The sequence below is a fragment of the Burkholderia pyrrocinia genome, from assembly GCF_018417535.1.
In the GTDB taxonomy this organism is placed as follows: domain Bacteria; phylum Pseudomonadota; class Gammaproteobacteria; order Burkholderiales; family Burkholderiaceae; genus Burkholderia; species Burkholderia pyrrocinia_E.
In genome coordinates this window covers 41,347-57,441 of the sequence record NZ_CP070977.1, presented here as the reverse complement: position 1 = coordinate 57,441, position 16,095 = coordinate 41,347, and the positions used below count along the sequence as shown (strand labels likewise).

General features: G+C 68.3%; 10 protein-coding genes. 3 read left to right on the top strand and 7 right to left on the bottom strand.

Annotated elements, in window-relative coordinates; translation table 11 throughout:
- The first annotated feature begins 74 nt into the window (after window positions 1–74).
- Window positions 75–758 carry an HAD family hydrolase gene (locus JYG32_RS00285; RefSeq protein WP_213264312.1) on the top strand — a complete coding sequence of 228 codons (684 nt, stop codon included), beginning with the start codon at window positions 75–77 and terminating at the stop codon, window positions 756–758.
- Between the two features lie 112 nt (window positions 759–870).
- Here the strand turns inward: JYG32_RS00285 and JYG32_RS00280 are convergent, their stop codons facing one another.
- The 5 genes from JYG32_RS00280 to apbC all read right to left on the bottom strand — a co-directional run bounded on the left by JYG32_RS00280 (window position 871) and on the right by apbC (window position 6,543).
- Window positions 871–1,656 (bottom strand): lysozyme inhibitor LprI family protein, encoded by a 786-nt coding sequence (locus JYG32_RS00280; protein WP_213264311.1) that lies wholly within the window; start codon window positions 1,654–1,656, stop codon window positions 871–873.
- Window positions 1,656–3,935, bottom strand: a complete 2,280-nt coding sequence (locus tag JYG32_RS00275; protein ID WP_048250376.1) for an arginine/lysine/ornithine decarboxylase — start codon at window positions 3,933–3,935, stop codon at window positions 1,656–1,658. Before JYG32_RS00275 ends, JYG32_RS00280 begins: the two co-directional genes overlap by 1 nt.
- Window positions 3,936–4,016: 81 nt before the next feature.
- Window positions 4,017–4,586 carry a dCTP deaminase gene (gene dcd, locus JYG32_RS00270; protein WP_096471512.1) on the bottom strand — a complete coding sequence of 190 codons (570 nt, stop codon included), beginning with the start codon at window positions 4,584–4,586 and terminating at the stop codon, window positions 4,017–4,019.
- Between the two features lie 195 nt (window positions 4,587–4,781).
- On the bottom strand, window positions 4,782–5,318 hold the full coding sequence (gene sodC / locus JYG32_RS00265; protein WP_174383822.1) for a superoxide dismutase [Cu-Zn]: 537 nt from the start codon (window positions 5,316–5,318) through the stop codon (window positions 4,782–4,784).
- A 133-nt stretch (window positions 5,319–5,451) separates the two neighbouring features.
- A complete protein-coding gene (apbC, locus tag JYG32_RS00260; RefSeq protein WP_174383821.1) occupies window positions 5,452–6,543 on the bottom strand; it encodes an iron-sulfur cluster carrier protein ApbC in 1,092 nt (363 codons plus the stop codon).
- A 351-nt stretch (window positions 6,544–6,894) separates the two neighbouring features.
- On the opposite strand from apbC, the gene JYG32_RS00255 reads away from it, so the two are divergent.
- Window positions 6,895–7,539: an OmpA family protein gene (locus JYG32_RS00255; protein ID WP_174383820.1), complete on the top strand. Its 645-nt coding sequence runs from the start codon at window positions 6,895–6,897 to the stop codon at window positions 7,537–7,539.
- 376 nt (window positions 7,540–7,915) lie between these two features.
- A complete protein-coding gene (metG, locus tag JYG32_RS00250) occupies window positions 7,916–10,078 on the top strand; it encodes a methionine--tRNA ligase (RefSeq protein ID WP_213264310.1) in 2,163 nt (720 codons plus the stop codon).
- A 96-nt stretch (window positions 10,079–10,174) separates the two neighbouring features.
- Here metG and JYG32_RS00245 read toward each other — a convergent pair whose 3' ends face one another.
- Both JYG32_RS00245 and JYG32_RS00240 read right to left on the bottom strand, forming a co-directional pair.
- The gene (locus JYG32_RS00245) at window positions 10,175–14,212 is read right to left on the bottom strand and encodes a translocation/assembly module TamB domain-containing protein (protein ID WP_213264309.1); all 4,038 of its coding nucleotides are present in this window, start codon (window positions 14,210–14,212) and stop codon (window positions 10,175–10,177) included.
- A 28-nt stretch (window positions 14,213–14,240) separates the two neighbouring features.
- Window positions 14,241–16,055 (bottom strand): autotransporter assembly complex protein TamA, encoded by a 1,815-nt coding sequence (locus JYG32_RS00240; protein WP_174384250.1) that lies wholly within the window; start codon window positions 16,053–16,055, stop codon window positions 14,241–14,243.
- Window positions 16,056–16,095: the final 40 nt, after the last annotated feature.

Below are 16,095 nucleotides of genomic sequence, written 5' to 3'. Positions count from 1 at the left end.
GCCTTCGGCGTCCGTTTTTCATTCGGGCGGCCGTCGCGCCGCCCGTTGCCTGCCCCGCTTCCCGGATGCCGCCGATGACCTTTTCCGCCGCGCTCTTCGACATGGACGGCCTGCTCGTCGATTCCGAGCGGACCATCATGAACACGTGGATCGACGTGTCGAATGCGCACGGTGTCGCGCTGACGGCCACCGACTACCTGCAGATCGTCGGCCGCTCGTTCGCCGAAGGCCAGGTCACCCTGGCGCGGCTGATCGGCAACCCCGATACGTTCGACGCCGTGCGCACCCGCGTACGCGAACGGCTCGCGGCGCCCGAGCCCCATCCGAAGTTTCCGCTGAAGCCCGGCGCGTTCGCGCTGCTCGACGCGCTCGCGCAGGCCGGCATTCCGTGCGCGGTCGCGTCGTCGTCCGCGTGCGACGTGATCCGCGCGCGGCTCGACGCGGTCGGCGTGCTGCCGTTCTTCCACGCGATCGCGGGCGGCGACGAAGTCGCGCGCGGCAAGCCCGATCCGGCCGTCTACCGGCTCGCGGCCGAACGCCTCGGCGTGCCGGCGCACGCGTGCGTCGCGTTCGAGGACAGCGACTTCGGCGCGCAATCGGCCGCCGGCGCCGGCGCGTCGGTCGTCACCGTGCCCGACCTGAAGGCGCCGACGCCCGAAATCGTCGCGCTGAGCCTTCACGTGCTCGCATCGCTCGACGATGCGGTCGCTCTCGTGCCGTCGTGGTTCGGCCGGCACGACACGCAACGACCCGCGTAAGCACGCGAGCGCGAAACGCGGCGCGTTGCACGCCGCCACATGCAAACGGGCACCCAAGGGTGCCCGTTTTGTCTTGGCGTCGAACGACCGGCGTCGCGACGGCTGTTACTCGTCACTTGTTGCCAGCCGTCTCCGACAACCGCTTCATCGTCGCGATCCGCGCGCCGATCAGGTCCACGCGCCCGTCCTCGCCGACGAGCGGCGCCGTCGCATCGCGGAACGCGACCCACGCGCGCTGCGCGCGCACTAGCGTCGCGGCCGAATGCGCAGGCATCTTGCGACGCAGCTTCTGGTAATAACGGTTCAGGTCGAACAGCGCGTGCTCGCACACGGCATCCTGTTCGCACGGCCGCACGCGGCGCACGGCCGGATCGCGCGGCGCGGTCGCGCCGCCCTGCGCGCCGCTCGTGGCCGCGACCGGCGCGGCGGCGGGCGGCGGCGCATAACGATCGGCCGCGCCGCGCAGCGCCAGCGCGCGATCGCGCACGGGCTGCAACTGCATGTCGGCGCTCGACATCGCGTACGCGGTGCCGCGCGTCGTGTCGTACACGGCCTTCAGCAGATGGACTTCATCCTTGCGCCACGTGACCCAGCGGCGCTGGCTGTCCTGCCAGCCGCGCTTCGCGTCGGCCGGCGCATCCTTCAACAGGCGCTGGTACGCGCCGTCCATCACCGTCTGCCACTGCTGCTGCGCTTCGCCCATGCACTGGATCTGGCCGGCCGTCGACGACCGGTCGCGCCGCGCGAGGCATTGCCGCATCGCGACGTCGATCGGGTCGGCCGCGGCGACTTCCGCGTGTGCGACGCCGAACCCCGCCAGCCCCGCCGACCCTGCCGCCCAGACGACGAGCGCGGCCAGCGCCGCGCGCATCGCCCGGAATCGTCCGTGCGTCGCCATCAGTCGCGCACGCAGTCGACGAAGTACTCGACGCGGCCGTTCACCTCTTCCGCGACGAGGCCGTGGATGTCGGTGTGAAAGCCCGGGAAACGCTCGTTGAAGTCGCGCGCGAACCGCAGGTAGTTCACGATCGTCTTGTTGAAGCGCTCGCCCGGGATCAGCAGCGGAATGCCCGGCGGGTACGGCGTGAGCAGGATGCTCGTCACGCGGCCTTCGAGCTCGTCGAGCGGCACGCGGTCGATCTTGCGGTGCGCGAGCTTCGCGAACGCGTCCGACGGCTTCATCGCCGGCTCCATGTCCGACAGGTACATCTCGGTCGTCAGGCGGGCGATGTCGTTCGCGCGGTACACGTCGTGGATCTGCGCGCACAGGTCGCGCAGGCCGACGCGCTCGTAGCGCGGATGCTGCGCGACGAATTCCGGCAGCACGCGCCACAGCGGCTGGTTGTTGTCGTAGTCGTCCTTGAACTGCTGCAGCTCGGTTACCATCGAGTTCCAGCGGCCCTTCGTGATGCCGATCGTGAACATGATGAAGAACGAGTACAGGCCGGTCTTCTCGACGATGATCCCGTGCTCGGCCAGGTACTTCGTGACGATCGCGGCCGGAATGCCCGTCTCGCCGAACTCGCCGTCGACGTCGAGCCCCGGCGTGATGATCGTCGCCTTGATCGGGTCGAGCATGTTGAAGCCTTCCGCGAGCGGGCCGAAGCCGTGCCAGTGGTCGTTCGGCTTCAGCATCCAGTCTTCGCGCGAACCAATGCCTTCTTCCGACAGGTTGTCCGGGCCCCACACGCTGAAGAACCAGTCGTCGCCGTATTCGGCGTCGACCTTGCGCATCGCGCGGCGGAAGTCGATCGCCTCGGCGATCGATTCCTCGACGAGCGCGGTGCCGCCCGGCGGCTCCATCATCGCGGCCGCGACGTCGCACGACGCGATGATCGCGTACTGCGGGCTCGTCGACGTGTGCATCAGGTACGCCTCGTTGAAGCGGTGCTTGTCGAACGTGCGGTTCTCCGAATCCTGCACGACGATCTGCGACGCCTGCGAGATGCCCGCGAGCAGCTTGTGCGTCGAGTGCGTCGCGAATACGAGCGCGCCCGTGCGCGGCCGGCCGTCGCCGATCGCGTGCATGTCGCGGTAGAAGTCGTGGAACGTCGCGTGCGGCAGCCACGCTTCGTCGAAGTGCAGCGTGTCGAGCAGGTCGCCGAGCAGGTCCTTGATCATCTCGACGTTGTAGACGACGCCGTCGTACGTGCTCTGCGTGATCGTCAGGATCCGCGGCTTCATGTCCGGGTTCTCGCGCAGCGCCTCGCGCGCGAACGGATTCGCCTCGATCTTCTTGCGGATGTTCTCCGGCTTGAATTCGTCGCGCGGGATCGGCCCGATGATGCCGAAATGGTTGCGCGTCGGCGTGAGGAACACCGGAATCGCGCCCGTCATCGTGATCGCGTGCAGGATCGACTTGTGGCAGTTGCGGTCGACCAGCACGATGTCGCCCGGCGCCACCGTCGCGTGCCAGACGATCTTGTTCGACGTCGACGTGCCGTTGGTCACGAAGAACAGGTGATCGGCGCTGAAGATGCGCGCCGCATTGCGCTCGGACGCCGCGACCGGGCCCGTGTGGTCGAGGAGCTGGCCGAGTTCGTCCACCGCGTTGCAGACGTCCGCGCGCAGCATGTTCTCGCCGAAGAACTGGTGAAACATCTGGCCGAGCGGGTTCTTCAGGAACGCGACGCCGCCCGAGTGGCCCGGGCAGTGCCACGAGTACGAGCCTTCGTCCGCGTACTTGACGAGTTCCTTGAAGAACGGCGGCGCGAGCGAGTCGAGATAGACCTTCGCCTCGCGGATGATGTGGCGCGCGACGAACTCCGGCGTGTCCTCGAACATGTGGATGAAGCCGTGCAGCTCGCGCAGGATGTCGTTCGGCAGATGCCGCGACGTGCGCGTCTCGCCGTACAGGAAGATCGGAATGTCCGCGTTGCGGCGGCGCACTTCGGTGACGAACGCGCGCAGCTCGATGATCGCGGTCGCGAGCTCGGGCAGCTCGCCGTCCGGGCCGGTTTCGCCGAGCATGAGTTCGTCATCGTCGATCGACAGGATGAAGCACGACGCGCGGCTCGACTGCTGCGCGAATGACGTCAGATCGCCGTAGCTCGTGAGGCCGAGGACTTCGACGCCCTCTTTCTCGATCGCTTCGGCCAACGCCCGGATGCCGGAGCCCGAGATGTTCTCGGAGCGGAAATCTTCGTCGATGATCACGACGGGGAAACGAAACTTCATGGGCGATTCTCCAAAAAGAACGACCGCGGCGCGTCACGCGCAGCGGTCACCCGGAAACTGGTGAGACGTTATGCAACCAGATCAGGTTTTCGGCAGCGTGACACCGCGCTGCCCCTGATACTTGCCGCCGCGATCGGCGTACGACACGTCGCACACTTCGTCGCTCTCGAAGAAGAGCACCTGCGCGACGCCTTCGTTCGCGTAGATCTTCGCGGGCAGCGGCGTGGTGTTCGAGAATTCCAGCGTGACGTAGCCTTCCCATTCGGGCTCGAACGGCGTCACGTTGACGATGATCCCGCAGCGCGCATAGGTCGACTTGCCGAGGCAGACGGTCAGCACGGTGCGCGGGATGCGGAAATATTCGACGGTGCGGGCCAGCGCGAACGAGTTCGGCGGGATGATGCACACGTCGCCCTTGAAATCGACAAACGAACCCTCGTCGAAGTTCTTCGGATCGACGATCGTCGAGTTGATGTTCGTGAAGATCTTGAATTCGTCTGCGCAGCGGATGTCGTAGCCGTAGCTCGACGTGCCGTAGCTGACGATCCGGCGGCCGTCCGCGGACGCGCGAACCTGATCGGGCACGAACGGCTCGATCATCTTGTGCTCTTCGGCCATGCGCCGAATCCATTTGTCGGACTTGATACTCATGTCAGCCTCCGCCGGGCCGACCCAAGGAGGCTGACCGCCCCCTCGGGGGGCAGCGAACAAAGTGAGCGTGGGGGTCGTTTCATATCGGGGCGCCAGGAAACGCTGCGTGACGGAAAACGGAGACCGCCGATACAAGGCGGCGGCCGGGAAAGGCGGACATTTTACGCGATCATCGGCCGGCGCACGCGGCGGCCGTCAACGGATCGCGCCGCAGGCGAGCGCGGGGCCCGCGCCATGCTGCGGAAACGCGGGATCGCTCGGGTCGCGGTGCACCAGCGCCGCGCGGTTCATCGCCGAGCGCACGCCATCGAGGGCCAGATCGGGAGCGACGATGAAGCCGGCCGCGACGCCGTTCGCATCCGCATGGATGTTGCCGAGATCGCCGGCGACACGGGCGCCCGCGCGCAGGCGGTCGGCGGCCGGTGCGAACACCTGGCCGGCGCTCGAGCCGTCGCCCGCGTTGCAGTCGCCGCGCTCGTGCACCTGCAGCGCGTGATCGCTGTTCGGCGGCAGGCCGACCAGGTTGTAGGTGACCTGGACGCCGTCCGGACGCTCGACGAACGTCACCGCACCGCGCGCCTGCGAGCCGACCGTCGGCTGCAGTTGTGCGTCGGCCCGTTTTTCGTGCGACGAGGAAAAGGAGGTACAGCCGGCCAGCAGGCCCAGCGCGGCGGCGGCCAGCAGCGCGCGCCGCGCGCGGCCGGCGCGCACGCCGTGATGTCGTTGTTTCATTCGATCCTCATGCCGGCTGGCGGCCGTTTGACACAACGGCCGCGCCGGGCGGGTAAAGGGACCCGGGAAAAGTCGCCATCATACCGCGCCTCGCGGCGCCGTAAACAGCGTGAGGCCCCGCCCCGCAAGGGTTTTACGTATTTTGAACAACGATCGACGGGAACTTCGACGTCATGTCGCGCGCGCGCTCGGCAATTGCCAGCGCCACCCCGCGCGCGATGTCGCGGTAGCGACGCGCCAGCGCGCCGTCCGGATCGGCCGCGACCGTCGGCGTACCGCTGTCGGCCCGCTCGCGGATCGCGATGTCGAGCGGCAGGCTGCCGAGCACGTTCACGTCGTAGTCCTGCGCCATCCGCTCGGCCCCGCCGGCGCCGAAGATGTGTTCTTCATGGCCGCAGTTCGAGCAGATGTGGATGCTCATGTTCTCGACGATGCCGAGGATCGGAATCCCGACCTTCTCGAACATCTTCAGGCCCTTCTTCGCGTCGAGCAGCGCGATGTCCTGCGGCGTCGTGACGATCACCGCGCCCGTGACGGGCACGCGCTGCGCCAGCGTGAGCTGGATGTCGCCGGTGCCGGGCGGCATGTCGACGATCAGGTAGTCGAGCTCGCGCCAGTTGGTCTGGCGCAGCAACTGCTCGAGCGCGGAGGTCGCCATCGGGCCGCGCCACACCATCGGGTTGTCTTCCTCGATCAGGAAGCCGATCGAGTTCGCCTGCAGCCCATGGCCGACGAGCGGGTTCATCGACTGGTTGTCGGGCGACTCGGGGCGCTGGCCGTGGATGCCGAGCATCGTCGGCAGCGACGGGCCATAGATGTCGGCGTCGAGAATGCCGACCGACGCGCCTTCGGCGGCGAGCGCGAGCGCGAGGTTCACGGCCGTCGTGCTCTTGCCGACGCCGCCCTTGCCCGATGCGACCGCGACGATGTTCTTCACGTTCGGCAGCAGTTTCACGCCACGCTGGACCGTGTGCGCGACGATCTCCTGCGACACGGCGACGCGCGCGTCGCGCACGCCCGGCACGGCCTGGAGCGCCGCCACGATGCGTGCGCGCACGTCGTCGTGCTGGCTGCGCGCGGGATAACCGAGCACCACGTCGAGCGCCACGACATCGCCGTCGATCGCGACGTTGCGCACGCCCTTGTTCGCCGCATACGGCCGGCCGGTATTGGGGTCGACGACAGCCGCCAGCGCGGTGTCGACTTGTGCCCGGTCAATGCTCATCGAAACTCCGTGAAAACGTTTTTTTCGCGCGCAAACGTCAAAAAATATCAAATTACGCTGCGAAAATCGGGAAAAGTGAAAGAATCTGTTGCATGCCATTGCGCGAACGCGCGACCCGGCGCACTCTTCGCCTGCGGCATGCTATGGGGCCAAATCGGCCACGTACCGCCTATATTGTAGAGGCTGACGCGTCGCCCTGCCCGAACAGCCACGCTGACGGACAGGGCATGCGGCCGCCTCGGCGGCTGCCGCGAGCGCAGGCCGGCCCTCCTTTTTCGGACGGCCAGCGCAGGGAGCCGTAACTGTTGTTGTCGTCGTTGTCGACTCGTTCAACCAAGAGAGGAATCCAAGATGAACATGAAAATCGCGACTCGCCTGTCCGTCTTCGCCCTGGCCGGTGCAGTGCTGGCCGGCTGCGCATCGCCGCAAGGCACCAACACGGCCGTCGGTACCGGCACGGGTGCGGCGCTGGGCGCAGGCATCGGCGCGCTGGCGGGCGGCGGCAAGGGCGCGGCGATCGGCGCGGGCGTCGGCGCACTGGTCGGTGGCGTGACGGGTTACAACTGGCAGGCGATCAAGAACAAGCTCGCCCCGTCGGCAGCGCAGACGGGCACGCAGGTGACCGAGCAGCCGGACGGCTCGCTGAAGCTGAACGTGCCGAGCTCGGTGACGTTCGCGACGAACCAGTACGCGATCACGCCGGCATTCACGCCGCTGCTGAACGACCTGGCGACGACGCTGAACCAGAACCCGCAAGTGACGGCATCGATCGTCGGCTACACGGACAGCACGGGCTCGGCGCAGCTGAACCAGACGCTGTCGCAGAACCGCGCGCAAAGCGTCGTGAACGCGCTCGCGCAGCGCGGCGTCAACGGCGGCCGCCTGTCGGCGCAAGGCATGGGCGCATCGAACCCGATCGCGGACAACGCGACCGAAGCCGGCCGCTCACAGAACCGCCGCGTCGAAATCTACCTGCGCGCAGCGCAGGCGCAGTAAGCGCGCGACGAGGGGAATGTGCGGGCACGCCGCCCGCACGCCCCCGCCGGACAGGGCTTCCGGCGGGGCCGGTAACAAATCGAAAAAATTTTCGAACTTCCGTCGCGGGCCGCGGTCAGTATTTACGGTACGTGGCTGGTGTTGCCGGCGCGTCACCATTCTCCTCTTGTCGTTGTTGCTCCGGGGCCGTATCCGCCCCGGTTTTTTTTGCCCGCAGAATTCGTGCTGCATCGCAGCACATCACCATCGGGCACGCCGCTTGCGCGGCCCCGCCCGTTCCGGCGCCCGCTGCGCGGCGCCGGCCCGCCTCCCCGGCCGGCGCCCCTGCTAGAATCGCAGTTTCCCGTCGTTTTTCCGCCGTTCCTCTACAGACCCTATGTCCGCATCCGACCTCACTTCCGTGCAGGCTGCGGCGCCGCAAGGCGACCGCCAGATCCTCGTTACGTCCGCACTGCCCTATGCCAACGGGCAGATCCACATCGGCCACATGGTCGAGTACATCCAGACCGACATCTGGGTGCGGACGCTGCGAATGCATGGCCATGAGGTCTACTACATCGGCGCCGACGACACGCACGGCACGCCGATCATGCTGCGCGCGGAGAAGGAAGGCCTGAGCCCGAAGCAGTTGATCGACCGCGTCTGGACCGAGCACAAGCGCGACTTCGACAGCTTCGGCGTGTCGTTCGACAACTTCTATTCGACCGACTCGGACGAGAACCGCGTGCTGAGCGAGCAGATCTACCTCGCGCTGCAGGAAGCCGGCCTGATCGCCGAGCGCGAGATCGAGCAGGCGTACGACCCCGTCAAGGAAATGTTCCTGCCGGACCGCTTCATCAAGGGCGAATGCCCGAAGTGCCATGCGAAGGACCAGTACGGCGACAACTGTGAGGTGTGCGGCTCGACCTACCTGCCGACCGAACTGCTGAACCCGTATTCGGTCGTGTCGGGCGCGACGCCGGTGCGCAAGACGTCGAAGCACTACTTCTTCCGCCTGTCCGACCCGCGCTGCGAGGCGTTCCTGCGCGAATGGGTGAGCGGCCTCGCGCAGCCCGAAGCGACCAACAAGATGCGCGAATGGCTCGGCGACGCCGGCGAGGCCAAGCTCGCCGACTGGGACATCTCGCGTGACGCGCCGTACTTCGGCTTCGAGATCCCGGGCGCGCCCGGCAAGTATTTCTACGTGTGGCTCGACGCGCCGGTCGGCTATTACGCGAGCTTCAAGAACCTGTGCGACCGCAACGGCATCGACTTCGACGCGTGGATCCGCCCGGGCGCGAAGGCCGAGCAGTACCACTTCATCGGCAAGGACATCCTGTACTTCCACACGCTGTTCTGGCCCGCGATGCTCGAGTTCTCGGGCCACCGCACGCCGACCAACGTGTTCGCGCACGGCTTCCTGACGGTCGACGGCGCGAAGATGTCGAAGTCGCGCGGCACGTTCATCACCGCGCAGAGCTACATCGACACGGGCCTGAACCCCGAATGGCTGCGCTACTACTTCGCCGCGAAGCTGAATGCGACGATGGAAGACATCGACCTGAACCTCGACGACTTCCAGGCGCGCGTGAACAGCGACCTCGTCGGCAAGTACGTGAACATCGCGAGCCGCGCGGCCGGCTTCCTGATCAAGCGCTTCGACGGCCGCGTGCAGGACAGCGCGATGAACCATCCGCTCGTCGCGAAGCTGCGCGATGCGATTCCCGCGATCGCCGCGAACTATGAAGCGCGCGAATTCAGCCGTGCGCTGCGCCACACGATGGAGCTCGCGGACGACGTGAACGCCTACGTCGACGGCGCGAAGCCGTGGGAGCTCGCGAAGGATCCGGCCAACGCGGTCGCGCTGCACGAAACCTGCAGCGTGAGCCTCGAGGCCTTCCGCCTGCTGTCGCTTGCGCTGAAGCCGGTGATGCCGCGCGTCGCGGAATCCGTCGAGGCATTCTTCGGGGTCGCGCCGCTCACGTGGGCCGATGCTGCGAAGCCGCTGTCGTCGGAACAGCCGATCAAGGCGTACCAGCACCTGATGACACGCGTCGACGCGAAGCAGATCGACGCGCTGCTCGCCGCGAACCGCGATTCGCTGCAGGCCGAGACGACCGGCGCGGCAGCCGCGGGTGCGAACGCCGCGAAGGACGCAAAGGATGCGAAGAACGCCAAGGCAAACGCGAAGCCGGCCGTCGTGAACGGCGCCGACGATGCCCCCATCTCGATCGACGATTTCGCGAAGATCGACCTGCGCATCGCGAAAATCGTCGCGTGCCAGGCCGTCGAAGGCTCGGACAAGCTGCTGCAGCTCACGCTCGACATCGGCGAGGAAAAGACCCGCAACGTGTTCTCGGGCATCAAGTCCGCGTACCAGCCCGAGCAGCTCGTCGGCAAGCTGACGGTGATGGTCGCGAACCTCGCGCCGCGCAAGATGAAGTTCGGCCTGTCCGAAGGGATGGTGCTCGCGGCGTCGGCAACCGACGAGAAGGCAGAACCGGGCCTCTACATCCTCGAGCCGCACAGCGGCGCGAAGCCCGGCATGCGCGTGAAGTAAGCCGGGCCGAGCGCGCACGCCGTTGCACGAAAAAGGCCCCGCACGATGCGTGCAGGGCCTTTTTTCATACGAGCGCGGCGCAATGCGCGCCGGCCGTCACCGTTGTCCGAACCAGCGATCGAAGCGCCGCGTGTAGTTCAGGTCGACGCCCTGGAACGTGCCGCCGTACGCGGACACCGACCAGAAGCGCGTCAGGTTGATCGTTGCCTTGAACGCGTTGCTCGCCGACTGCAGGCCCTGCTCGAAGCCGAGCACGAAACGCTCGTTGATCGCCTTCGACACCTGCACCACCTGCGGATCGGTCAGGCCGACATCGCTGCGGCCGATCGAGAACTCGTCGAGACCGAAGGTCTGCGCGACGCGCTTGCCGGTCACGCTGCCGAGCAGCCCGAGCGCCGCCGTCATCGTCCCCTGCTGGCCGACGTTGTTGCCCTGGTCGGTGCCGTGCCCGAACAGCAGCCATGACAGCTTCTCGTTATCGGTGACGTTCGGCTCCGACACGAGCTTGACCGTCGGCGACTGGATCGTGCCCGTCACCTGCACGCCGGCCTCGACCTCCTGGTTGCGCCGCATCGCGAGGATGTTGACGCCCGGATTCGACACCGGGCCGTTGAACGTGAAGAAACCGTTCTCGACCGCGAGCTTGCGGCCGAACGACGTGTACGTCGATCCTTCGGTCACGCGCACGTTGCCGACCGCGCGCAGCGGCGCGCCCGGCGCGCTCATCACGGTGATCGTGCCGCGCAGCCCGAGATCCGCGCCGTGGCCCTTGAAACGGAAGTTGTTGCCGAGGCCGATGTCGATGTTCGCGCGCGGCGCGAGCGACGGCGCCGGCTTGTCCGCGGCCGGCTGCGGCTTCGCCACCGCGGTGCCCGTCGGCGTCTCGCCGCGCACCGTGCCGTCCGGCCGCATGATCACGACATCGTCGGACAGGTGCGGCGCCGAATCCTCGGGCAGGTCGAACAGCGCGCGGTCGACGACGAACTTGCCGTCGATCGACAGCGCGCCGCGCGGCCCGTCGTTCGCGACCGTCGCCTTGCCCGACAGCGACAGCTTGCGATCCGGTGCCGCGAACAGCTCGAGCTTGTCCGCGACGATACTCGCGGTCAGGTCGGGCGCCTCGCCGTCGAGGCGCACGCGGCCGAGCGCGCGCAGCGTACCGTCGCCGCCGTGGAACTCGACCTGCTGGAATTCGACGAGGTTTTCCGCGAGCTTCACGCGTACGATGCCGTCCTTCAACTGCACGCCCTGGTCGACGAGCGTCGCGGACAGGTCGTCGCCCGTCAGCATCCCCGACAGGTTCGGCTTCGCCGGCGTGCCGGCGACCGTCAGCTTCAGCGCCGCGCGCCCGCCGAGCAGGTAGCTCGGCCCGAACAGGTTGCCGGTCGTCTTCAGCGCCGGGATGTCGGCGTCGATGCGGCCCGACAGCGGGCCATCGTCGACGACCCCGAACATGCCGTCGCGCAGCGCGAACGGCACCGTGACGTTCGCGTCGAGCGTGCCGATCCGGCTCGCCTTCGCGAGCGCCGTCACGTTGAGCCGGTTGCCGGGCGCGAAGCTCGCGCGCGCGGACAGGTCGGTCAGCCCGAGCGACGCGATGCCGCGCCCGCTCTCGATCGTCACGTCGCCGCCGCGGCGCTTCACCTGCACGTAGCCCGTCGCGTTCGCGCCGAGCGAGAAATCCCAGTCGGCGTCGAGCACGACGTCGGTTCGCACCGGCGGCCGCTGGCCCGTCAGCGCCTGGCGGACCTCGAGGAAGCGTGCGACCGACGCGCCGCTCACGGAGCCTGCCGAGCGCATCTGGCCGTGATCGAACACGAACGACTTCAGGTCGATCGCCGCGCCTTCGAGCGTGAGCCGCGTCGCGCCGAGCGTCACGCGGCCGGCGCCGGCCGACACGGTGAGCGGCGCCTGCAGCGCGACGGCCGGTGTGCCGCGGTTCGCGAGACGCGTGACGGTGCCGTCCCAGCGCATCCCGTCGCGGTTCTCGACCACGCCGCCGTTCGCCGCGAGCGTCACGTCGATCACGCGGCCGCCGGTCGTCCCGAGCGCCGATGCGTCGAGCGTGTGCTTCGCGCGCGTGCCGTCGAGGTTCGCGCGCAGCGATTTCAGCTTCAGCGAGCCGAGTGCGATGTCGGTCGCGTCGGCCGTGAACACGAGTGCGCCGTGCGCGCCGTCGCGGATGTCCGCGCGGCCCTGCGCGGCGCCGATCCGGTTCGATCCGACGACGACGTGCTCGGCCTTGTAGGTGGCCGTCACGTTCGGGTGCGCGAAGCTGCCCGTCAGGTCGCCCTGCGCCTGCACGAGCCCTTCTACGCCGAAGCCGAGCCGGTCGAGCTGCGGCGCGTCGACGACGAAGTGCAGCCGGTCGCCGGGCGCGCCGAAGCTGCCGCGCAAGTCGACGTGGTTGCCCGCGATCGACAGGTTCGCGTTGCTCGGCAGGATCCGCGAGCCGGCGAGCTGCACGACGCCGGCACCGGTCAGCGGCACGCCGTCGTACAAGCCGTCGCCGAGCTTGAAGGTCGCCTTCGTCGACACCTGCGGCGCAAACGCGCCCGATGCCGTCAGCGTGCCCGACACGCGCGTCTCGCCGCGCCTGGCCGGCGCCGCTGCCTTTGCGGCCGCCTTGCCACCAGCCTTCGACGCGCTCATCGCGGCGAGCAGCAGCGGATCGAATGCCGTCAGCGTCGCCTTCGCGTCATAGCTCGAATGCGCGTCGTGGCGGAACACGCCCGTCAGGTCGATACGGCCCTTGGCCGCAGTCACGCGCGCGTCGGTCAGCACGGTCTGCTGCGGCGTCAGCGCGACCTTCGCGCGCGCGCCGAGCGCGAGCTTCGGGTCGTTCAGGTTGAAATCGACGGTCGTCACGTCGCCCGCGAGCGTCACGCCGAGCGGGCCGCCCAGGCGCATCGGTCGCAGCTCGGCAACGAATGCGTTCAGGTCGAGATTCGCGACCTTCAGGTCGAAGCGGCCCTTGCCGCCTGTCAGCGTGCCGTTGCCCGTCACGCTGCCGTCGCGGATCAGTTTCAGCGCGAGGCCGTCGATCCGCTGCGCGTGCGCGTCGAGATGTACGTTCGCGTGCGCATCGATCACCGGCAACAGGTGGTCGCCGAGCGTGCCGGGCTTCGCGTTGACGATCGACACGGGGCCCGTCACCGCGAAACCCTTCGCCGGTGCGGCACCGGCCGGCGCGGTCACGGGCGCGAGTTCCGCGCGCACCGCGAGATCGGCGGCCGGCGCGCCAGGCGCGAGCGCCTGCGGGTTCACGTGATCGAACGCGAGCGACGCGCGCGTGAGCGGCACCGCGCCGAACGGCGCAGCCTCGACGTGCGCGCGCCCGTTCAGCTTCATCCCGCTCGCGTCGACGTCCGCGACCAACGCCTCGAGCGAGCCCGACACGCGCGCCCGCGCGTCGACCGGCTCGTCGGACAGCTTGCCCGCATAGGTGGCTTCGCCCGTCAGCGCGAACGGCTTCACGCCGTCGAGCTTCGCGCGCGCGGTCAGCGCGCCGTACGGCGTATCGATGCCGTCGAGCGCGAGTTCATGGTGACGGCCGTCGCTGCGGCCGTTCAGCGCGATATGGTCGAGCTGCGTCGTCGAACCGCCGTCGTGGATCGCGAGGTGATCGACACGCAGGTCGTCGATGCGCAGTTGCAGCGGCAGGCTCAGATCCTGCGGGGTCGCGCTCGGCGTCGACGGCCCCGGCGCGATCCGCACGTCGATCGTGCCCGCGCGAAGATAGGCGATCGACAGCCGCCACGGCGCGCGGGTCAGCGCCCAGCGGCCCGCGATCCGGTCGATGCGCACTTCGGTGCCCGCACCGCCGGGGCTCGTCCACGCGAAATCGCGCAGCCGCACGCCGGTCGCGAGCGTTCCGCCGTCGAGCGTGCCGGCGAGCTGCCCGCCGAGCACGCGCACGGCCGCCTGCCACGCGAGCCGCGTGCCGCGCTCGGTCGTCGCCGCGGCCAGCACGAGCCCCACCGCCAGCACGACGAGCAGCACGACCGTCGCGAGCGTCCACGCAACGACGCGCATCGCGCGTCCGCGGCGCGGCGCACGCGGCGGCGCGTCGGGCGCGCCGTCGGGCGAGTCCGGGTCGTGAGGCGGCGGCGTGTCGTTCGGGTCCTTCGTCATGCGGTTCGTCTTGGATGAAGCAGTACGTTCAGAAAGCAATGCCAAGCGTCAGGTACGGGCGCACGCTGTGGTTGCGCAACCCGTACGCGACGTCGACGTTGACCGGGCCTACCGGGCTGCGCCAGCGCGCACCGATGCCGACGCCCGGATAAAACACCTTCTCGCCCCACGCATCGGTCGCGGTGCCGATGTCGAAGAACGTCGCGGCGCCCCAGTCGCGGTTGAACCAGTGCTGGTATTCGGCGGTGCCCGTCATCAGGTACTTGGTCGGCAACACGGAGCCGTCGACGCTGTTGCCGATGCTCTGGTAACCGTAGCCGCGCACCGAGTTCGAGCCGCCCGCGCGGAACAGCAGCGACGCCGGCACGCCGGTCGAGCTGCCGCTCGTGAACACGCCGCCGAGCTCCGCGCGGAACACGAACAGGTCGCGCTTGCCGATCGGCAGGTACTGCTGGCCGCGCGCGTAGCCGCGGATGAAGGTCTGGTCGGTCGCCACGCCCTTGATCGCAAAGCCGGCCTCCGCGTGGATCAGGTTGCCCGAGCGCGGAAACAGCGGATCGTCGACGTTGCGGCGCGTCCATGCCCACTGCGGCACGAGCGCGCGGCTCGTGGTCGGCCCCGCGCCGTTCTGGTCGAGCCGGTCCTGGTAGAACATCAGCGAATACGAATAGTCGATGAACTGGCCGGTGCGCGTGCGCTGCACGCCGACCCGCGCGCTGTAGATGCGCGTGTCCGACACGTTGGTATTCGTATAGGACGCGAGCACGCTGTTGGTCCATCCCTTCTCGCCCGGCGGCATCGACAACTGGACCTGCCCGTACTGCTGGATCTGGTCGAGCCGGCCGGACACGGTCAGCGGCCACGCGGCGCCGAACGTGTCGAGATACGTATAGGAGCCCTGCACATGCGGCCCGGTATCGGTTGCAAAGCCGACACCGCCGCGGATGTTGTTGTACGGGAACTCGCTGACCTTCACGTGCACGGGCGTGCGCTCGGGCTTCGCCGTATCGTCGCCGACGTCGATCGCGACGCTCGCGTAGTACGGCGTGTTCTGCAACTGCCGCTGCAATTCGGTGATCCGCTGCACGTCGTAGATCTCGCCTTCCGACAGCGGATTGACGTTCGTGACGATCTTCTCCGGATAGCGGCGCACGCCATCGACATCGACCTTGCCGATCGTGAACGTCGGGCCGCTGTCGAACGTGACCGCGAGCGTCGCGCGCTGCGTGCGCGGGTCGATGCGCGCCTCGGACGACGCGATCTTCGCGCCGAGGTAGCGGCGCGACTGCAGTTGCCTGAGCGCCGCGCCCTTCGCGCCGTCCCAGTCGGACTGCGTGAACGGGTCGCCCGGCTTCAGCGTGAACGCGAAGCGGGTCGCGGCCTCCTGCTTCGGATCTTCGGTATCGACGGGGCCCTTGAACGTCAGGTCGACCGTCGACACGACGGTCTGCGGCCCCGGATCGACCGCGATGCGCACGTCGCGCTTGCCGTCGCGCGTGCGCACGTCGGTGCGCACGACCGGCGAGAAATAGCCGGCCGTCGCGGTCAGGTCCCGCACCTGCTGCGGTGTGGCGGTCACGAGGAAGTCGAACTGGTCGTCGCTGATGTCGTCGCGTTTCGCGAAGCGCGCAATATCGAGATGCGACTTGAGCAGCTTGCGAACCGAGCGCGGCGCGTCGATGTCGACGTCGTACTTCGCGTGGGCCGGCAACGCGAAGAACGCGGCGACGCAACCCGCGAGGGCCACCCGTGCGGCGCGGGCCGCGGCGCCGGCGCGATTGCGTGCCGCTTGCGGGCCCGTGTCATGCGCCGTGTGTGCTTGCTGGTTCGACTGCCCCGCCAAATATGACCTCGCCCTCGGTTGTCACGGTTTCGTGGAAACC